General features: G+C 63.0%; 16 protein-coding genes. 8 read left to right on the top strand and 8 right to left on the bottom strand.

Going from position 1 to position 20580, the window contains the following annotated elements; genetic code table 11:
• Positions 1-4: 4 nt before the first annotated feature.
• The 3 genes from KUV45_RS13405 (at position 5) to KUV45_RS13395 (ending at position 2991) form a co-directional block, all read left to right on the top strand.
• A complete protein-coding gene (locus KUV45_RS13405; protein ID WP_222161774.1) occupies positions 5-991 on the top strand; it encodes a TRAP transporter substrate-binding protein in 987 nt (328 codons plus the stop codon).
• 80 nt (positions 992-1071) lie between these two features.
• Positions 1072-1629, top strand: a complete 558-nt coding sequence (locus KUV45_RS13400; protein ID WP_206939612.1) for a TRAP transporter small permease — start codon at positions 1072-1074, stop codon at positions 1627-1629.
• 57 nt (positions 1630-1686) lie between these two features.
• Positions 1687-2991 carry a TRAP transporter large permease gene (locus KUV45_RS13395; RefSeq protein WP_222161773.1) on the top strand — a complete coding sequence of 435 codons (1305 nt, stop codon included), beginning with the start codon at positions 1687-1689 and terminating at the stop codon, positions 2989-2991.
• A gap of 9 nt (positions 2992-3000) precedes the next feature.
• Here KUV45_RS13395 and KUV45_RS13390 read toward each other — a convergent pair whose 3' ends face one another.
• From KUV45_RS13390 to KUV45_RS13380, 3 genes are all read right to left on the bottom strand, one after another.
• A complete protein-coding gene (locus tag KUV45_RS13390) occupies positions 3001-4203 on the bottom strand; it encodes a hypothetical protein (protein ID WP_222161772.1) in 1203 nt (400 codons plus the stop codon).
• 263 nt (positions 4204-4466) lie between these two features.
• Positions 4467-6263: an ABC transporter ATP-binding protein gene (locus KUV45_RS13385; protein WP_224851822.1), complete on the bottom strand. Its 1797-nt coding sequence runs from the start codon at positions 6261-6263 to the stop codon at positions 4467-4469.
• Positions 6264-6523: 260 nt separating this feature from the next.
• Positions 6524-7135 carry a superoxide dismutase gene (locus KUV45_RS13380; RefSeq protein WP_206939619.1) on the bottom strand — a complete coding sequence of 204 codons (612 nt, stop codon included), beginning with the start codon at positions 7133-7135 and terminating at the stop codon, positions 6524-6526.
• 367 nt (positions 7136-7502) lie between these two features.
• Here KUV45_RS13380 and KUV45_RS13375 point away from each other — a divergent pair, with 367 nt between their 5' ends.
• From KUV45_RS13375 to KUV45_RS13360, 4 genes are read left to right on the top strand one after another with little or no spacing between them, the layout of a single operon-like run.
• The gene (locus tag KUV45_RS13375) at positions 7503-8270 is read left to right on the top strand and encodes an ATP-binding cassette domain-containing protein (protein ID WP_206939628.1); all 768 of its coding nucleotides are present in this window, start codon (positions 7503-7505) and stop codon (positions 8268-8270) included.
• A 56-nt stretch (positions 8271-8326) separates the two neighbouring features.
• On the top strand, positions 8327-9274 hold the full coding sequence (locus KUV45_RS13370) for an iron-siderophore ABC transporter substrate-binding protein (protein ID WP_224851823.1): 948 nt from the start codon (positions 8327-8329) through the stop codon (positions 9272-9274).
• Complete coding sequence (gene fhuB / locus KUV45_RS13365) at positions 9261-11249, top strand: Fe(3+)-hydroxamate ABC transporter permease FhuB (protein ID WP_222161770.1); 1989 nt, start codon at positions 9261-9263, stop codon at positions 11247-11249. The genes KUV45_RS13370 and fhuB overlap by 14 nt, the downstream gene beginning before the upstream one ends.
• A 52-nt stretch (positions 11250-11301) precedes the next feature.
• Positions 11302-11886, top strand: coding sequence for a peptide-methionine (S)-S-oxide reductase (locus KUV45_RS13360; RefSeq protein WP_222161769.1), 585 nt, complete (start codon positions 11302-11304; stop codon positions 11884-11886).
• Between the two features lie 98 nt (positions 11887-11984).
• Here KUV45_RS13360 and KUV45_RS13355 read toward each other — a convergent pair whose 3' ends face one another.
• Positions 11985-14087: a TonB-dependent siderophore receptor gene (locus KUV45_RS13355; protein ID WP_222161768.1), complete on the bottom strand. Its 2103-nt coding sequence runs from the start codon at positions 14085-14087 to the stop codon at positions 11985-11987.
• Between the two features lie 425 nt (positions 14088-14512).
• Positions 14513-16189: a multidrug ABC transporter permease/ATP-binding protein gene (locus KUV45_RS13350; RefSeq protein ID WP_222161767.1), complete on the bottom strand. Its 1677-nt coding sequence runs from the start codon at positions 16187-16189 to the stop codon at positions 14513-14515.
• A 518-nt stretch (positions 16190-16707) separates the two neighbouring features.
• Here KUV45_RS13350 and KUV45_RS13345 point away from each other — a divergent pair.
• A complete protein-coding gene (locus KUV45_RS13345; RefSeq protein WP_206939655.1) occupies positions 16708-17307 on the top strand; it encodes a PRC-barrel domain containing protein in 600 nt (199 codons plus the stop codon).
• A gap of 179 nt (positions 17308-17486) precedes the next feature.
• Here KUV45_RS13345 and KUV45_RS13340 read toward each other — a convergent pair whose 3' ends face one another.
• From KUV45_RS13340 to KUV45_RS13330, 3 genes are all read right to left on the bottom strand, one after another.
• Positions 17487-18287: an ABC transporter ATP-binding protein gene (locus KUV45_RS13340; RefSeq protein WP_222162096.1), complete on the bottom strand. Its 801-nt coding sequence runs from the start codon at positions 18285-18287 to the stop codon at positions 17487-17489.
• A gap of 122 nt (positions 18288-18409) precedes the next feature.
• Positions 18410-19414, bottom strand: coding sequence for an iron chelate uptake ABC transporter family permease subunit (locus KUV45_RS13335; RefSeq protein ID WP_222483542.1), 1005 nt, complete (start codon positions 19412-19414; stop codon positions 18410-18412).
• A gap of 191 nt (positions 19415-19605) precedes the next feature.
• Positions 19606-20574 carry an iron ABC transporter permease gene (locus KUV45_RS13330; RefSeq protein WP_261315948.1) on the bottom strand — a complete coding sequence of 323 codons (969 nt, stop codon included), beginning with the start codon at positions 20572-20574 and terminating at the stop codon, positions 19606-19608.
• Positions 20575-20580 lie beyond the last annotated feature (6 nt).

The following is a 20580-nucleotide window of genomic DNA, read 5'->3' as shown; positions in this document are numbered from 1 at the left end:
CATCATGCCCTGTCTCCGCGCTCTTCGTCTGGCGGTTGCCGTTGCCTCACTGACGGGCCTGGCATCCGCCGCCCAGGCCGCCGATTGGAACCTGGCCACGCCCTACGGCGACGCCAGCTTTCACACCGTCAACACCAAACAGTTCGCTGACGATGTCCGCGAGGCCACCGACGGTGAGCTGGATATTACCGTGCACTCGGGTGGCTCGCTGATCAGCCATGGCGAGATCAAGCCATCGGTCAGGCGTGGCACCGTCCAGGCCGGCGAGATCTTCCTGTCGATTCTGTCCAACGAATCCCCCGTCTTTGAACTCGACACCCTACCGGGCCTCGCCGGCAGCTACGACGAGGCATGGGCGCTGTGGCAGGCAAGCAAGCCCGTCATTGAAGAATTGTTCGCTGAACAGGGCATGAAACCGCTGTACGCGGTGCCCTGGCCCTCCCAAGGCATCTACACCGACATCGCGCTCGACGATCCAGCCCAGTTTGAAGGGCTCAGGGTGCGTGCTCCCAACATCAATACCCAACGCCTGACCGAGAATCTCGGCGGCCTGCCCACCGAAACCGAGGAGTCGGATATTCCGACGGCCTTCTCCACGGGACGCGTCGACGCCATGATCACCTCAGTGTCGACCGGTGAGTCCATGGCCGCGTGGGACTACGTGTCCCACTTCACCGATGCCAACCTGTGGATCCCGAAGAACATCATCTTCGTCAATCAGAAGGCCTTCGACCGTCTCGACCAGGCCTCTCAGGACGCACTGCTGGAGGCCGCCGCCCAGGCCGAACAGCGTGGCTGGGAAGCCAGCAAGGCCGATATGGAAGGCAGCGCCCAGGCCCTTGAGGACAATGGCATCACCATTTCCGAGCCCGTTGATGCGGTGGCTGAAGCCCTTTCCGAGGCTGGCGACACGCTGTTCCAGGACTGGGAGAGCCGCGCGGATGATCGCGCCAAGGCGCTGATCGAGGAGTACCGCAGCAACATCGAGTGAGCCAAGGCAGCGCGGATTGCCGATCGCTGGAGGCCATCCGCGCTGATTGATCCTGTCCGCCCTCCGGTGGGAGCATACTCATGACATTTCGCCTGATGCCCATCTACCGCCTTGGCGGATGGGGAGCGGCCGCCTCGATGGTCGCCATCTGCACGCTGATCACCCTGCAGGTACTGTTTCGTCTATTGGACGCCGTACTGGTCATGGCCGGCAGCTCGCGCCTGGGCCTCGAAATCACCGGGGTATCGGAGCTGGCCTCCTTCCTGCTGGTGGGCGCGACCTTCCTCGGCATGGCCTACACCTTCACCCATCATGCCCATATCCGCATGTCGCTGGTGATTCAGCGTCTTCCTGCGGCGGTGCGGGCCTTTACCGAACTTGCCTGTCTGCTGATCGCCTCGGCGCTCAATGCGCTGTTGTGCGTGTCGCTGTGGCAGCTGATGCAGGAGAGCCTGGAATACGACGACGTCTCGTCGGGGCTGCTGGCCATCCCCCTGTGGATTCCACAGCTGGTGCTATTGATCGGCATGGTCATGATGAGCCTCGCTCTGGCCGAGGCCTTGATCGATACCGCACGCCAGGCGCTGCAGGCACCACAACGCTTCCAGGCCCCGGATGATGAGGCTGGCCATGACTGACATCCCCTGCCCTGTCGCACGGCCCCCTTGCTACCCCTGCGTGGAGAGCCCGTCGCTATGCTGATCATCAGTCTGGTTACCCTGCTGGCCCTGGCACTGCTGCTGGGCAGCGGCGTATGGATCGCCTACGCCCTGCTTGGCACCGGTTTTATCGTGCTGACGCTGTTCTTTCCCCTGGCGCCCGGACCTATCCTGGCGTCCGACTTCTGGGGCGCGAGCTACGGTTGGGACCTGACCGCCCTGCCGATGTTCGTGTGGATGGGCGAAATCCTGTTCCGTTCTGGGCTTGCCAATAACATGTTCCAGGCGCTGTCGCCCTGGCTCGGCCGACTTCCTGGACGCCTGCTGCACTCCAACATCATCGGCAGTGGGCTGTTCGCGGCAGTGTGCGGTTCTTCTGCGGCGACCTGCGCCACCGTCGGCAAGATGACGCTGCCTGAGCTCAAGAGCCGAGGATATGACGACGATCTGGCCATCGGCACCCTGGCCAGCGCCTCGACCCTGGGCCTGTTGATTCCGCCATCGATCATGATGATCGTCTATGGCGTCGTCACCGAGCAATCGATCTCGCGACTGTTCATCGCAGGCGTTGGACCCGGCTTGCTGTTGCTTGGACTGTTCATGGCCTATGTCATCGGCTGGTCGCTACTGGTAGGCAATCGGCGGGGCGCGGTGGGACGTCGTGATAGCGCAATACCGCTGCGCCAGAAGCTCACCGGCAGCCTGCAGCTGCTGCCGTTGCTGGCACTGATCGGCGGTATTCTTGGCAGCATCTACGGCGGGCTCGCCTCGCCCACCGAGGCCGCTGCGTCCGGCGTCGTACTGTCCATGCTGATCGCCAGGGCCAACGGCCACTTCAACGCCGCCATCTTCAAGGAGGCGCTGTTTGCCGCGGTGCGGACCTCCTGCATGATCGCCTTCATCATTGCCGGGGCCTCCTTCCTGGCATCCGCCATGAGCTTTACCCAGCTGCCGATGGACCTGGCCGAGAAGATCGGCGCCATGGGCCTGTCACCGGCCTGGTTACTGGTGGTGCTGACCCTGTTCCTGCTGGTGCTGGGTTGCTTCCTCGACGGTATCTCGCTGATCCTGCTGGTGACCTCGATCATCATGCCGGTGATCGAGGTGGCCGGCTTCGACCTGATCTGGTTCGGCATCTACCTGGTTATCGTCGTCGAGATGTCACAGATCACCCCGCCGGTAGGGTTCAACCTGTTTGTGATCCAGGGACTCACCGGCCGCGACATCATGTCGATCACCCGTGCCACGGCGCCCTTCTTCCTGCTGATGATCGTGGCCATCGTGATCATGAGCCTGTTCCCCGGCATCGCTACCTACCTGCCCCAGGCGATGAGCGGATAGCCGCCGTTTTCAGACTCGCTGGCGCTGTCTCAGCGTCTCGATGATGCCTTCAAGCCGGCGCCGGGTCTCGGCGTCGGTCTGCTGGCTCATCAACTCATCCAGGGTTTCCACCACATCGGCGTCACGCCTTGCCCTTGCCGCACGATTGGCGCTGTCTGTGCTGCCATCGGACAGCAAGGCGCGAATCATTCGGTCCAGCGTGCCGAACAGAAAGTCGATACTGTAGCCGGCGAGAAATCCGAGGGCGGCGCCGCTGAGCGCGACCTCTGCGCCCTTGTCGCTGGGAATCTGAGAAACGAACAGCACGATCGCCCCTCCCGACAGGGTGCCGAGCACGATGCGATTGACGTGCTCGCCAATACGCGCCGGGTCGAAGGTACGACTGTAGAGTCGGCTGGCGGTGACCCGCAGCACAAAGGCAAAGGCCCCGAGCGCTCCATACAGAAACGCCTCGGTGTGACGCAGACCTTCGTAGAGAAATCCGAGGATAGTGGCCTGCGCACCAGCGCCAACCGTCATGCCTGCCTCCGCGCCGATCGCTGACATCATCACATTGGAGATGATGGCCAGCAACACCACCGCCGCGGTGCACTGCCACAACCGCATCAGGTAGCGCCCGGTGCGGCTATCGCGAAGTCTGCCGCTTTCCCGGCTGGGACGTGTCGCCGCCAAGGTGCGTGGGGAGATGCCCGGGTAGCGGCGCGACAGCTCCCGGTAACAGGCGACCAGACCGTCGATGTCGGCGCCGCTTAACGGCACGTTCTGCCTCTGCTGCTGGCGCGCCCGATAATACGCGGAAAGATCCACATCCAGCGGCACGCCTTCCGCTTCCAGCGCAAAGTCCAGCAACGCCGCCATGTCATCCAGCAACTGATCCACCCGGTCACCGCAAGGATCGACGCCGCGACTGTCGTCGGACCTCGACGGCTCTCGGCTTGGCTGAGTAGGCCCTTGCTCACCCGCCAAGGCCGATGCACTCGAGCGTTCTCGCGCCACCCCCCCTGACACCCGGTGTTCCGATACGTCGAGGCCGCCAGCATTGAGGCGATTCGCATCGCAGCGCTTGCTGTCGTGGCGCCCCGTATCGAGCGCGCCCGTGTCATGGCTGGCCGTATCCTGACTGCCTGTCTCAGGGCATTCCGTCTCAGGGCATTGTGTCTCGGGCGGCTCTGATTGAGCGGCCTTGGGACGCTGCTTGGCCGATATGCCCATGGCAGTTCCTCCCGCGAGCGCGATGTGCTCGCTGCTGTACCGGGAGCTGGCCTGGTCATCAGGCTCCGTCACTACACCCTGCCGTCCCGGCGCAGCAAAGTGTGTAGTGACTTACTCACCCTAGACGCCCCGGGCCCGCTTGGCGACTTTTGCCGCCAAGCGCGATGGGCCTCTTCTCTGCAACAGGCACGGCTTCTGCTACAGGCACGGCTACTGCCGCTGACACTGAGGCTGGCGCGGAGCTGATGGCGCCAGCGGACAGCCTAGATGACCTGAGCCGACTGGGCGGCCTCACCGGTCTGTACCTGCCACTGGGCGGCGTAGCGTCCGCCGCGTTCGATCAGCTGCTGGTGGGTCCCGCGCTCGACCACTCGTCCAAGCTCCATCACCACGATGTCGTCGGCGTGAACGATGGTGGACAGGCGGTGGGCGATCATGATCACGGTGCGCTCGCTGCCAATCCGCGCCAGCGAGCGCTGGATGGCGGCCTCGGTCTCGTTGTCCACCGCACTGGTGGCTTCATCCAGCACCAGCACCGGCGGGTCCTTGAGCAGCGCCCTGGCCAGGGACAGGCGCTGACGCTGGCCACCGGACAGACGTACGCCGCGTTCGCCGACTCGAGTATCGAGGCCGTCGGGCAGGCGTTCGATAAACTCCCAGGCCTCGGCAGTGCGGGCAGCACGGACGACTTCATCGAGACTTGCCTCGGGTCGTGCGTAGGCGATGTTGTCTCGCACGCTGCCCTCGAACAGGTAGACGTCCTGACTGACGAGTCCGATGGCATCGCGCAGCGCATTCTGGCGAAGCTCCGCTACCGGAATGCCATCCAGGACGACCTGCCCCTGGTCTGGATCGTGAAAGCGCAGCAGCAGCTTGATCAGGGTGGACTTGCCGGAACCCGTGGGGCCGACCAGCGCCAGGGTGCGTCCGGCGGGCACCATCAGATCCACATCATCGATACCCGCGTGGCTCTCGGCGTAGTGAAAGCTTACTTTGTCGAACCGCACCTCCCCCCTGACCGGGGTCGGCAACGTGGTCTGACCGTCGTCGCGCACACGAATGGGTGTGGCGATCAGATCAAGGATACGACGCGTGCTGGCCATGGCCCGCTCGAACAGGTCGATGACCTGGGCCAACCCTGTTAGCGGCCACAACAGGCGCTGGGTCAGGAACACCAGTACACCGTAGGCTCCCACATTCAGTTCGCCGGAGAGCGCCTGCATGCCGCCGACGATGAAGGTCGCCAGGAAGCCGGTCAGGATCGCCATGCGAATCACCGGAATAAAGGCCGAGCTGATGCGAATGGCACGACTGTTGGCATCCACATAGGCTTCACTGTCGGCCTTGAGCCGCTCGGCCTCGCGGGCCTCGGCGGTAAAGCTCTTGATGGTGGCCATGCCCTGAATATTGTTCGACAGCCGACTGGAGAGCACGCTCACCTTTTCGCGCACGTCGGCATACAAGGGGCCCGCCTTGCGCTGAAACACGAAGGCCCCCCACAGGATCAATGGCACCGGGGTAAACGCCAGCAGCGCAATCAACGGGGACAGCACGAAGAACACGGCTCCCACCGCCACGACGGTCACCCCAACCTGGATCAGCGAGTTGGCTCCGCCATCCAGGAAGCGTTCGAGCTGGTTGACATCGTCGTTCATGGTGGCCACCAGCTCGCCGGATGAACGCGATTCGAAGAAGCCCATGTCCAGACGCTGCACGTGTTCGTAGGCGTCCTGTCGCAGGTCCGCCTGCAGGCGCTGGGCGAGGTTGCGCCAGAGGATCTGAAACAGATACTCGAACAGTGACTCTCCCGCCCAGATAAAGAAGGTCAGCACCCCCAGCACAATGATCTGGGACGACGCCGAGACGAAGCCCAACCGGGCGACGAAGCTCTGCTCCTGATTGACCACGACGTCGATGGCGACACCGATCAGAATCTCGGGCGCGATATCAAACAACTTGTTGATAATCGAGCACAGGGTCGCGGCGACGATTCGCCGACGATAGCCCCGGGCATAGCGCAACAGGCGACCCAAGGCCTGCAGGCTGGAGGAAGTGGACACAGTGGTGGCTCCTTGCGGCTTACATCGGTGCCAGCGCTTCGCGCCCTCGGCACGGGGCGAAGACACGGGTGCTGAGAATGCGAAGCCGTTGATGACGTGCAACATGAACACGCTGGCGCAGGGCGAGACCCGGCCGCCGACACCAGCAATACGCAGCAACTACACAACAACTACACAGCAAAACGCCGCGGCCCTGGGGCCGCGGCGCGTGACCTGCTGGCAGGTCGGACGACGTCGTGATGACGTCATGCCGGTGTCGATCAGGCAGTGGCTGCCTGGTAACGACGCTCGACTTCGTCCCAGTCCACCACGTTGAAGAAGGCGGCGATGTAGTCAGGACGCTTATTCTGATACTTCAGGTAGTAGGCGTGCTCCCACACGTCCAGCCCCAGTACCGGGGTGTTGCCGTGCATCAGCGGGCTGTCCTGGTTGAGGGTGTTTTCCACCACCAGGGCACCGTCCGGAGTCACGGACAGCCACGCCCAACCAGAACCGAAACGGCCCAGGGCAGCCTTGGTAAAGGCATCCTTGAAGGCATCAAAGCCGCCAAGTTCCTTTTCGATGGCGTCAGCCACCTTGCCTTTCGGGTTGCCACCGCCGTTCGGGGACATCACCGTCCAGAACAGGGAGTGGTTGGCATGACCACCGCCGTTGTTGATGACCGGCTGGCGCTTGTCTTCGGGCAGACGCTCAAGGTTGGCAACCAGCTCGTCCACCGGCAGGTCTTCAAGACCAGTACCTTCCAGCGCACCATTCAGGTTGGTGACGTAGGTGTTGTGGTGACGAGAATGGTGGATCTCCATGGTCTGCGCATCGATGGAGGGTTCCAGTGCGTCGTAGGCGTAGGGCAGTTCCGGCAGAGTATGTGCCATGGTGATACCTCCTTCCTTGTAAAGTTGGGCTGATTCAGGGGGATAATCCTATCCCACTCACCAGCTTGCGTCATCGTGGGCCTCATACTATAGGCAAGTCGCGACGGTCTCGCTAGCGCCTGCAGCGCTGGAAAAGTTCTCGTCCAGCGGCGTCGCTTCAGCGACCTTGGCTCACCTCGGCAAGGCCCGATGCCGTAGGCCACAGGGTGGCATCTTTTACGCCTCTTCTACAAGGGTTAGCCAACGGCGACTGCCCGATGTTCCCTGGTGACACATCGGATTGACAACAGCAAACAAATTGATAACCATTCCTATCCATTAAGAGTGTATTTCCGATCGCCCGGACGACCCAGCGGAGCCCTTGTTCATGTTCGACCTTCAGTCCGCCTCTTTCACGATTCCGGGCAAGACGCTGCTGGCCCCCACCAGCCTAACCTTCGACGCGGGCCGCGTGCATGGCTTGATCGGCCACAATGGGTCGGGCAAGTCCACCCTGCTCAAGCTGATGGCGCAGCAGCAACCGGTCAGCGCAGGACGCATCCTGTTCAACGGCCAGCCCCTTGAAAGCTGGGGGCGCCGTGCCTTCGCCAGGGAGGTGGCCTACCTCCCCCAGCACCTGCCTGGGGCCGAAAACCTGACCTGCCGCGAGCTTATCGCCTTTGGCCGCTACCCCTGGAAGGGACTGCTTGGGCGTTCGCGCCGAGACGACCAGGAACACGTCAGCAGGGCCATGGCACTGACCCACACCGAGGCCTTTGCCGAGCGCCTGGTGGACACCCTGTCCGGGGGCGAGCGTACTCGCGTGTGGCTCGCCATGCTGCTGGCCCAGGGCAGCCGTCTGCTGCTGCTCGATGAGCCATTGGCAGCCCTGGATATCGCTCACCAGGTGGAGGTGATGACCCTGGTGAAGAAGCTCAGCCGTGAGCTCGACCTGGGCGTGGTAATCGTGCTTCACGACATCAATATGGCCTCACGCTTCTGTGACCGCCTGGTGGCCCTGCACAGCGGCCAGGTCATCGCCGAGGGAAGCCCGGAGACACTGATGACCGGAGACGTCCTTGAGGATATCTACGGCATCCCGATGCAGGTCATGCCCCACCCCAGTGGCGAGCACGCCGTGGCCCTGGTGCAATGATGCTCCGTCGGCTTCCACTGCCAGCCCGCCCGCTTTTTCGACGATTGCCGCGCCCCTTGCGTTCATGCTGGCTGACAGCACTGGCGCTGGGCGTGTTGTCACTGTCCGCCAGTTGTCTGGCCTCACCACGCATCGCGAGCCTCGACTGGACCCTGGCAGAAACGCTGGTCGCCCTGGAGGCGCCGCCCATGGCACTGGCCCAGACCGATGACTATGAAAGCTGGGTGGGGCTAGAGGCACCCGCGCAGAGTGTCGATATTGGCCTGCGCACCCAGCCCAACCTGGAATTGCTGGCCGACCTGAACCCGGACGCGATCGTCATCTCTCCCATGTTTGCGAATCTGGCACCGCGACTGTCGACCATTGCCGAGGTGAAGCAATTCTCGATGTACAGCGGGGACGGTGACTTCTGGAACGAAGCACTGACCCTGACCCGCGAACTGGGCGAACTGGTCGGCCGCCAGGCGGAGGCCGAGCGCCTTATTGCCAGCAGCGAGGCGCATATCGCGCAGATTGCCGATCGCCTGCCCGAGGACACGCGCCCGCTGCTGCTGATCCAGTTCATGGATGAGCGTCACGTGCGCCTGTTTGGTGACCACAGCCTGTATCAGGCCGTGATCGAGCGGATGGGCCTGACCAACGCCTGGACCGGCACCACCAATGTCTGGGGCTTCAGCTTGATCGGCATCGAACAGCTGGCCAACTACCCCCAGGCGCGGATCGTGGTGGTCGAACCTTATGTTGCGGGAGTGCGCGAGGCGCTGGCCGACAGCGGGCTATGGCGCCATCTGGGCAGCGTCAAACGAAACGACGTCGTGACCTTGCCACCGGTGTGGAGCTTTGGTGCCTTGCCTTCTGCCAACCGCTTCGCCAGCAAGCTGGGTGAGGCTCTGGGTGCAGACAGCCCCGCAGCCACCACGCCAACGACGCGCTCCGCCCAGCGCGAAACGACGATGCTCCTCCCCTCCTCCCCTGATAGCGAGACCCTTCATGCAGGCCGTTGACACCCGCTGCTGGCGATCACACCGACTGAGTGCAACCGCCGCGGTGCTAGTCGCCCTTTGCCTGCTGGCAGCGTGGCAGTCCCTTGAAGGCCTGGGTGGCGCAAGCTCTGCCCTGGCCGCACTGTCCTCGCTTGACGTGACCACCCCCTCGTCACTGGTACTGCACTACAGCTGGTGGCCACGACTGGCCATTGCCCTGACCGCCGGCGCAGCCCTGGGCTTGGCTGGAGTGTTGATGCAGCAGGTGCTACGCAATCCCCTGGCAGCACCCACCACCCTGGGCGTCGCCAGTGGGGCCAACCTGGCTCTGATGATCGCCACCCTGGTCGCGCCGGGCCTGCTCGCCCTTGGACGGGAGTGGGTCGCCCTGTCCGGCGGCGCCCTGGCCATGGGCCTGGTATTTGCGCTGGGCTGGCGGCGCGGCCTGTCGCCTGGCGTGGTGGTGCTCGGTGGTCTGGTAGTGAATCTGTATTTCGGCGCCCTGGCCATCGTGCTACTGCTCTTTAACCAGGAGGCGCTCAAGGGGGTGCTGGTATGGGGTGCAGGATCATTGGCCCAGAATGGCTGGGACGGGGTGTTCTACCTACTGCCTCGCGTGCTGGTCGCTGGCGCCCTGGCCATCTGGCTGATTCGTCCGCTGGCACTGCTCGAGCTCGATGATGCCAGCGCCAAGAGCCTCGGCGTGTCACTCAAGTGGCTGCGCCTGGGCGGCCTCGGCCTGGCGGTCTTCCTGACAGGCTGCGTGGTGGCCACTGTCGGCATCATCGGTTTTATCGGTCTGGCGGCCCCCAACATCGCACGTATGGCCGGTGCCCGACGGCTGCCGGCGCGGGTGGGCTGGTCGATGCTGTTTGGCGCGCTGCTGCTGACCATCACCGACCTGGTGCTGCAAGGCGGCATCGACGCGCTGCCGACACTGCTTCCCACAGGGGCTACCACGGCGATGCTCGGTGCTCCTCTGCTGTTGTGGCTGATCCCCCGGCTCAAGCTGACGCCCCGTCGGCCGCCACCGGCATCGGCTCCCCTGGTGCTGCGAACCTCGACGCCCGTCCCGCTGCTGGCAGGACTCGCAGCGGCACTGGTGATCGCCATGCTGGTCGGCATACTCGCAGGGCAAACCAGCACGGGCTGGTCACTGAGCACAGAGGTCCAGGTACTCGACTGGCGCTGGCCACGGATCATGGCGGCCGCTGGCAGCGGCGCCCTGCTGGCCATCGCCGGCACCCTGATCCAGCGCGTCACCGCCAACCCGATGGCAAGCCCCGAACTGCTGGGCATCAGTGGTGGCACCGCCATCGCGCTGATCATCACCATCTTTGTGGTGCCCGGCCCCAGCCACTTGCTGCTGCTGGGAACCGGCACCCTGGGGGCGCTGGTGACACTGGCGCTGCTGGTTGCACTCAACCGCACCAGCGGCTTCCAGCCCGAGCGCCTGCTGCTCAGCGGCGTGGCCATCACGGCGCTGTTCGACGCGGTGCGCTCCATCATCATGGTGGGAGGCGACCCCCGCGGGCAACAGGTCATGGCCTGGCTGTCTGGCTCGACCTACTACGTCGACCCGACCTCGGCGCTGATCGTGCTGATGGCCGGTGCGGCCGTCGCCCTGGCTGCCCAGCTACTGGCCCGCTGGCTGGATATCCTGCCGCTGGGAAGCGCTACCTCCAAGGCCCTTGGCATCCATGTGGAGAATGCTCGCCTGGGATTGTTGGCAACGGTGGCGGTGCTGACTGCCGCGGCCACGCTGATCGTCGGGCCACTGTCCTTCGTCGGCCTGCTGGCTCCTCATATGGCGCGGCTGATGGGGTTCTCTCGCGCTCGCCTGCATCTGGCCGGTGCGGCGCTGATCGGCGCCCTGTTGATGGTGCTGGCCGACTGGGTCGGGCGACAACTGCTGTTCCCCCAGGAGATACCTGCCGGTCTGGTCGCCTCGATTCTTGGCGGCAGCTATTTCATGTGGGGGCTGAAGAGACTGTAAGGCTCGGGCATGATGGTCGACCAAGCCGACACTTCCTCCCGGGGTGCCCGACATGCCAGACCAGCCCTGCAACAGCTTGCCCCTGCTCGCGCCCAGCAAGGCACGCCTGGCGCTGGGGGGCAGCTGTTACTGGTGCCTGGAGGCGGTCTATCAGTCGCTCAAGGGCGTCGACGCCGTTCACCAGGGCTGGGTCGCCGCCGAGCCCCCTGACAGTGACTTTCATGAAGCGGTGGTGGTGGACTACGACCCCTCGCGGCTACCCATGGACGTGCTGATCGAGATTCACCTGCACACCCACCACGCCACCTCTGGCCATGCCCTGCGCCAGCGCTACCGCTCAGCGGTCTATGTCCAGAACCAAGTTCACGCCCAGCTGGCCCGCCAGGTGCTGACCCAGCTGCAGGATGACTTCGATGCCCCCCTGGTGACCCAGGTGCTGCCTCTGGCCGCCTTTCGCGATTCCAAGCTGGCCTATCACGACTACTTCTACAGCGATCCCTCGCGGCCCTTCTGCGAGCGCTGGATTACCCCCAAGCTGAAGCTCTTGCTGGACCGCTTTAGCGAGGTCGCAGACGGCGAGCGACTGGCCCAGGCAGGGGTCAACAAGGCGCCGCTACCTTCACAGCGTTGTTCTTGAGACGCCAAGGCAGCTGAGCCATGACGTTCCCGGCAGACACACAAACGCCCGACCGGCAGAGCCTGGTCGGGCGTTCTCACTTAGACTGCTTGCCGTGGTCAGAAACGGTACTTGATGCTGCCTACCACGCTGCGCTCTTCACCGTAGTAGCACCAGTAGTCACAACCGGACACGTACTCTTCGTCGGTCAGGTTGTTGACGTTGACCTGGGCGGTCCACTGCGGAGTGATGTCATAGCTGACCTTGGCGTCCCACAAGGTGTAGGAGTCCACCTGAGTATCCGAGTAACGAGGATTGTCCTTGGTCTCGCCCACATAGCGCACGCCACCGCCCAGGTTAAGTCCATGCAGGGCTCCTGGCACTTCATAGTCCAGCCACAGCGACGCCTGATTGCGCGGAATCAGACCCGCGCGCAGATCTTGCTCTTCGCGACTCAAGTCTACCCGTACATCGGTATAGGTGTACGCGGCGGTGACCTTGAGGTCATCGGTCACGTAGCCCACCCCCTCGATCTCGAAGCCCTGGGACTCCCGCTCTCCCCCCTGGCGATTGGCCGACTCACCGCTGGTGTAGAGGGTATCGCTTTCCTTGAGGTCGAAGACTGCCGCGGTGACATAACCATCCAGCCAGTCAGGTGCATACTTCACCCCCAGCTCCCACTGTTCGCCATCGCTGGGGCGGTAGGCGCGGCCGTCCGGATCGGTGCCGATCTGCGGTGAGAAGGACTCGCTGTAGCTCAGATACGGCGAGATACCGTAGTCACCGAGGTACATGATACCGCCGGAGAAGCTCGTCTCATCCTCGGTACCACCGCCATTATCTTCACCGTTGATGCGATTGGTCACATCCACGCTGTCATGGCGCAGGCCGGCAAGAAAGATCCAGCGGTCGTCCAGACGCAGCTGGTTCTGAGCGTAGAAGCCAAGCTGCTCCTTGCCCTCATCATGGTCGCTACCTGTCCGCGATGACGGCGTGAAGTTGCCGTACTCGGGATCAAAGATATCGAAGGGCAATCCGAAGGCGAAGTCATCGTAGTTGTCGTAGTCGATATCCAGGTCTTGATAGTCGACGCCAAGCAACAGGGTGTTCTCGGTACGATCGCTGTACCAGCGGCCGATAGCACGGGTGTCTACCGTGACCGCATCGAAGTCACCATCGCGATAGGTCAGGCCACGTTGGGCATTGCGATCATCCAGCAGATAAGACACATAGACGTCGCGCTCCAGCAGGTCCAGGTGGCTGTAACGGAAGTTCTGCTCGATGTCCCAGGTGTCATTCAGACGATGGGACAGCTCGTAGCCCAGCGCCCACTGCTCATGCTCCTGACGCTCGTAGCCCGGCTCCCCGAGGTTGTCTTCGGGATCGAGCCGACCGAAAGGCGTGCTGTCGACGGTGCCGTAAGGCAGCTTGAAGCCGTTGGTGGGTGTCCCGTGGTCCTTCAGGTAGCTTGCCAGGAAGGTAATGCTGGTATCGTCGGACAAAGCCACCGCCAGACTCGGCGCCAGATAGACGCGCTGGTTGTCCGCGTGGTCGATCTGCGCATCGTTCTCGCGGAACAGTCCCACCATGCGATAGCGAACATCGTCGCGGCCGGCCACAGGGCCGGAGACGTCGACGCCGACCTGCTCGTGGTTATCGCTACCATACTGCAGCTCGATAAGCCCCTGCTGGTCTTCCGTCGGGCGCTTGCTGATGGCGTTGATGACCCCACCGGGAGGCGCCTCACCGTACAGGATAGAGGCAGGCCCCTTGAGCAACTCAACGCTTTCCAGACCAAAGGTCTCGGTGCTCCACCAGAAGTAGCCACCCTCGCGGAACTGACGCAAGCCATCCTGATAGAGCGAATCTTCACCGTTGAAGCCGCGAATATAGAACCAATCTGCCTTGTTGTCCTGGCCGAACGGCTGCGATACCACGCCGCTGCGGTAGCGCAGCACTTCGTCGTACTTGTTGACCTGGCGGTTATCGAGCTCTTCTCGGGAGACCTGGGAGGTTGACCTCGGTGTCTCCAGCACCGGCGTATCGACCTTCAGGGTAGACGTCGTCACGACCATGGTGTCACTGGAGACCTCGGTGACCGCTTCCTCCTGTGCCATCGCCAGCGAGGCCATCGGAACCCACCCGACGATCAGGGGCACGGTGGCATAGTGAACCGCCCGTGCAAGCGGGTGACGGGATAGTGAGTGGTGCTGGGGGAGCATGGAGAACCTCGGAGGCAGCGTCAGAGCGAACGACCAAGCAGGAACGCCAATGGGAATCCTGCTCAAGAAAACAACAACATCTACATGCTAATTGTTTTCATTTAATCTCGCAATTTATCCTCCACGAGCAGTCAACGCTTCTCCACCAAATGCGGGTTACGGTCAACGATCGGCATATCGCTACGACCCAACCCGCCAAGATCTCCTCCTCCGAGCCGCTCTCCAAGCCGCTCTCCAAGCCGCTCTCCACGCCGATCTCCAAGTCGCTCTCCCAGCCCCCCATACCATCACGGTACGCGCCAGTCAGGGCGAGCTTACTGACCTCCTAGCTTGGTTGGGCTTGGATTGGATTGGATTGGATTGGATGAGCTTGGCCCACTGGGCGCCTTAGCTGCCCAGCTTTCACTGTCGGGCCGGTAAGTACGCTAATGTTGTTCAAGGCGTCCCACGGCATCACGACTGGCGGCCTCGCGATTTTCCCCGGTGAGTTCGATCAACTGTCCGGCGCGCATTTCCAGCAGTCGATCAGCGTGCTGAAAATAGTGATCGTCATGGCTGATGGCGAACACCGTCTTGCCCATGCTCCGCAGCTTGGGTAGCAACTCTTGATAGAACACACGCCGGAACTGCGGATCCTGATCCGCCGCCCACTCGTCGAGCAGCAGAATGTCGCGCTCCTCCGCCACCGCCATCAGCAGTGCAAGGCGTTTGCGCTGTCCCTGAGACAGCTCTGGATTGGTCACCCTTTGCCCATCGAAGTGCAGTTTGTCCCGCATCTTGAGCACATCGAGCCAGCGTTCCATCAGTACCGGGTCAGGCGAGGCCCCGTCGGGTCCGACCAGGGTGTCGAACTGATGAAAGTCGGTATACACCGCGGAAAAGCGCTGGCGAAACCCTTCTCGATCGCTGTCATTCAACACCTTGCCATCGAGCGTCATGCTGCCCTCGTGAGGGCGATACAGTCCGGTCAACAGCTTTGCCAGCGTGGATTTGCCGCTGCCGTTGCCACCGATCAAAAACACCAGCTCACCTCGCTTAAGCGATAGATCGAGGGGGCCGACCACGAATCCACCAGAGTCCCCTGCAGAGATATGCGACGATGAATAGCGGAAGCTGACGCCCTCCAGCCGTAGCTCTTGCCATGCTCCGCTCACCGCCGCTCGACGGCCAAATTCCTGACGGGGCTCAGCCAGATCCAGCCCACGAATCTTATCGAAGGCAACCTGAGCGCTCAGCAGCGTGGGCAAGGCGCCCACCGCTGAGATCAGGGGAGTGCGCAGGAACAACAGTGTCAGCGAAAAGGTGGCCGCGACTTCGGTAGACGCCCAGCCCAGCCCGTTGGCCAGATAGAACACCACACCGATGGCGCCCAACATCATGATGTTGGACACATTGACAGCGCTCAGGTGATAGGTATCGGCGCGGATGATGTGGTGGCGATAGCGCCGGGCATCGCGGTCGTAGGTGTCTTCGAAGAGTGCCTGGGCTCGGTCACGATTGAGCGCCAGCTCCTTGCGACCATCAATGACCGCCTGATAATCGCGGTACAGCGCGTCCTCGGTCTCGCGCACCTGGGACAGATGGCGATACACGCGTCTGACCAACCAGGCTCCGGCTGCCATGGTCGCCCCGACCCAAAGGCTGGTCACGATCAACAGCCCTGGCGACAACCAGCCGAGATAAAGCGCTGAGCCTAGCGTCAATACAATGCCTTGAACCAGCTCGGGAAGACGCACGAAAGCGATCGTGATATTGCGCACATCGCTGGACAGGCTGGCCAACAATTCGGCACTGCCTAGACGTTCCAGGCGCTCGATATCGGTGTCCAGAATCTGCTTGACCAGACGCGAGCGAAGTCCATAGACGAAGTGATGTCCCAGCGTGGTCAGCGCCAGTTGCGAAGCCAGCGTCACGGCCAGCAGCGCCACCACAATGCCCAAGAACTGGGGCAGAATACTGCCGACGTCTCCCGACACTTCGATCAGACGGCGGTTGATGAAGGCGATCGCTCCAATCCCCAGGGCCGCGCTGACGAGGCTCAGCAGCATCACCCCGACAAAGGGCCAACGATAGTAGCGGTAGACGACACTTAATAGTTCCAATGACTCACGCCTCTCAGGGGGAATTTAGCTCGCTGAATGCTGCTCTACGCCGCAGGACTTCTCCACGCTCACAGACCACCACGTGGCGCAGCATCTTTGGCAACGTGTGACCAGGTCCATGGTTGTCGGCGTGTCACGGTTGGCTTGTGACGACGGGCTTGTCATGGCTGGCTTGCCACACCAGGGCGTGCATTGTCCCAGAGCGAACCGTCGACGCAAGGGAAACACTGCACAAATGCCTGCGCCGCCGATTCGCAGCGATACGCGCGGCTCAACCGCCGTGCCTTTTCCCCATGGCTTCGGGCTATACGCTTCCCTGAACCTGTCATGAAGCAGCAACACGGGCTTACATATTTCTTTCACAACGCGCCCTTGAAATCTTGTACATAACCTCCACAATAGATATCACAGCGTCGCGATGAGCATCCTTGCGTCGCTGCAAGCAAGACAGGTTGCTGCACTGGAACACGCCGCAACCGAGAGGATCGCAAGAACCACTCGCCAGAAGGAGAAAAGGAATGATCCGCAAGAATCTGCTGACTACCGCTATCGCAAGCACTGTCTTCGCCGGCTCCATGGCCGTGGGCACCACCGCCCTTGCCGATCATCACAACGAGGGCGCGAATCAGGCCGCACACAGCGAGCCGCAAGGCCTCTACTCCGCTGAAGAGCTGCTCGATGCCGATGTCTTTGCCAAAGGCTCAAGCCAGGACGAGGTGGGCGAAGTCGAGGATATCCTGCTCGACAATGACATGAAAATCCGCGCCATCGTGGTGGAAGCAGGCGACCTGCTCGACCTGGGCGAAAACCAGTACGTGGTCGAGACCGGCGACTTTACCGTTCAGACCACCAACGGCGACAGCCTGGACAACATCGAATACTCCGTTCACCTGAACATCACTCAGGATGAAATCTCCGCACAGCCTGAGTACACCAACACTTGGTGGAATCAGACCAAGACCAACGTGCAACAGGCTTGGATGGACACCAAGGAAGGCGCTCAGAGTGCCTGGCAGACCACCAAGTCCGCCACTGCCAACGCCTTGACCAGCGCCGGTAATGCCATCGAAAACGCTGGCGACAATGCCGAAGACGCTGCACAAGATGCCGCCAATTAATGGGGTAGCTTGAACGTCACAGGCTAATGTCCTTTGACGCCATCACACACCCGGTCATCGACCGGGTGTGTTGCGTTTTAGGCCCGCACTATATGTCTAACGTTCCTGGATAGGTCTAACGTCCCTGGATAGGTCTAACGTCCCTGGATAGGTCTAACGTCCCTGGTCTCAGCATCGCGTCAGCTCTGCTCGGACCGCCTCAAGCCTGCCAGCAGCGGCTTGCCCGTCAGCGGATCTTCCACCAGCGAACAGTCAACGTCATAGAGCTGCCTGACCAGGGCAGGTGTCACCACCTCCTGCGGCTTTCCCTCCGCGACCAGCTTACCGTCCCGCATCGCCACCAGATGGTCGGCATAACGGCATGCGCTGGTCAGGTCGTGCACCACCATGATGATGGTGCGCCCCTTGAGCACCAGCCGATGCAATAGCTCGAAGACCTCCAGCTGGTGGCCAAGATCCAGCGCCGACGTCGGCTCGTCCAGCAGAATAATGGGCGTCTGCTGGGCGATGGTCATGGCAATCCAGGCTCGTTGGCGCTGGCCTCCGGAGAGCGTCTCCAGACCACGCTCGGCAAGCGTCTGTAGTCCCGCGCTGGCGATGGCCTGGGCGACCACGGCCTGATCTTCCTCACTCCACTGGCGATACCAGGACTGGTGAGGCTGGCGACCGAAGCGGATCAGATCATTGACGCTAAGCCCCTCGGGGGCGGAGGCCTCCTGGGGCAGCAAGGCAATGCGGCGCGCCAGGTCTCTTGCACTCAGGCGCTTGAGCTCCTGGCCCTGCAGCCAGACCTTGCCCTGTGTCGGCGTGTGCAGCCGTGAAAGTCCCGCCAGCAGCGTCGACTTGCCGCAGCCATTGGGCCCCACGATGGCCGTGAGCTGGCCTTGAGGAATCGTCAGGTTCAAGCCGTCGATGACGCGCAGGCGGCCATGGCTGAGCACCAGATCTTCCACCACGTAGGGGGCGGGCTCAGGGGCCATCGGCCTAGGCTGTTGCGGTGACGATGATGGGAGTGACATCAAGACTCTCTCAACTATCTAAATTTTCTAAATAGGCTCTAGACGTGCGCCCAACCATGGGCAACCGCTCAACCGAAGCTCCATCAGCGGCGCACCAGAATCCAGATCAGCCAGGGGCCACCGACCACCGCGGTGACGATACCCACGGGCAGCTCAAGCGGAGACAGCAACAGCCGTCCCACCAGATCGGCCACCACCATGACCATGGCCCCGGCGAGCCCCGCCCCGAGCAGCGGTACCTGACGGTTGCCGCAGAGATGGCGCGCGACTTCAGGGCCCAGCAGCCCCACCATGCCCACCGGCCCTGCCACTGATACGGCCAAGGCAGTCAGCGCCACCGAGACCACCAGCACCTGGGCCCGACGTCGCTTGAGCGGTGCCCCCAGGCCGGTGGCCACGGCATCGGAAAAGCGCATCAATGCCAGTGACCGCGACAGCCACAGCGCCAGCGGCACCAGCACGAGCAGCCCAACACCCAACACCTGCACGGCGCCGGCAGGTCGCGCGTTCAGCGTGCCTACGGTCCAGGGGTAGGCTGCATTGGCCACATCGATGGCCGCCCGCGACAGCATCAATTGGGTCACTGCCCCAAAGATGGCACCGACCCCTATCCCGGCCACGATAAAGCGATAGCCACGGGCGCCCCCTCCCGCGGCCAGGCCGAAGGTCAGCACAGCGGCAGTCGCCGCCCCGGCCAGCGCCATGGCGGAAGGCGCCAGGCTGAGCCCCATGCCCAGCACCGAGGCCACCGCAAAGGCGGTGGCGCCGTTATCGATGCCAATGATGCCCGGCGTCGCCAGCCGATTGCGCGCCAAGGTCTGCATCAGGCAGCCGGCAAGCCCAAAGGCCAGGCCAGTGGACAGCGCCGCCAGCAGGCGAGGAAGGCGAAGCTGCTCGACCACGAAGGTATCAAGGGGCCCCGCCTGGTTGAGCATGACGTCCCACAGGGTCTGTGGAGGCAGGTGCTGCTCGCCGAGACACAGGTAGGCAAGGCTCGCCAGTCCTAGCGCAGCCAACAGTAACAGCACCCCTGACCAGTGGCGCCGGTCGAGCAGCAAGCTGATCCCGCGATAACGCCATAGCCACATGCCCTGGGGCAGCGGGCCGCGATGTTCGGCGCTCTCCGGGAGCGTGGCGGGGCTATTTGAGGGGCTATGTGAGGGGCTATGTGAGGGGCTATGTGAGGGGCTATGTGAGGGGCTATGTGAGGGGCTATGTGAGGGGCTATGCGAAGGGCTATTCGAAGGGCTATGTGAGGAACAAGAAGGCATCGACATCATTACAGACTCGGCAGGCGACGGGCGCGCACAACGCTGATCAGTACCGGTGCCCCGCACAGGGCAGTCAGCACTCCCAGCGGCATTTCAGAGGGTGCCACCAGCCGTCTGGAGACGACATCGGCGGTCAGCACCAGCAGTGGTCCCAGCGGCAGGCACAGCCATAGCGTGCGACGCAGCTCAGGCCCGGCAATGGCGCGGGCGACAAAGGGCACCACCAGCCCCACGAACGCTATGGGGCCGGCCACGGCGGTAGCTCCGCCCACCAGTACCGCGACGATCAGCACCGCCATCAGACGCAGCCTGCCGGGGTGATGCCCAAGCCCAGCGCTGGCGCGCTCGCCCAGGGCCAGACTGGCCATCGGTCGCACTACCACGATCAGTGCCAGTCCCGCGATCGCCATGCTCGGCAGCACCGCCAGCAAGTCCTCCAGCTGACGTCCTGACAGGCTGCCAACCACCCAGAAGCGAATCTCGTCGGCGGCACGGCGATCGGTCAGCAGAATAAGTGACGTCAGGGCCCCCAGCAGGCCCGAGAATGCCGCCCCCGCCAGCACCAGACGAATCGGATCACTGCCCAAGCCACGGATGCGACTGACGCCCAGCACGCACAGGCAACCGGCCAGCGCCCCCAGTTGCGCCACACCGATGCGCAGCTGAAGCAGGCTGCCTCCCGCCAGCAACATCAGCGCCACGGCGAAGGCGGCCCCCGCGCTGACGCCGAGCAGGCCAGGTTCAGCCAGCGGATTGCGGGTCATGGACTGCAGCAGGGTGCCAGACACGCCGAGCGCAATGCCCACTACCAGGCCCACCAGGGTGCGCGGCAGTCGCAGCTGCCAGACAACGAAGGACGCCTCTTCACCCCCCTGCCCCATCAGCACTCGCAGAGAGTCGATCACACCGAGCTCACCCGCACCCACGGCAAGGCTCGCCATGACGGCGAGCCCAAGCAACACAAAGAGGGCCACCAATGGCCC

Source organism: Halomonas sp. DP3Y7-2, assembly GCF_019800795.1.
Lineage (GTDB): Bacteria > Pseudomonadota > Gammaproteobacteria > Pseudomonadales > Halomonadaceae > Halomonas > Halomonas litopenaei_A.
This window is presented reverse-complemented; position numbering and strand designations above follow the sequence as displayed.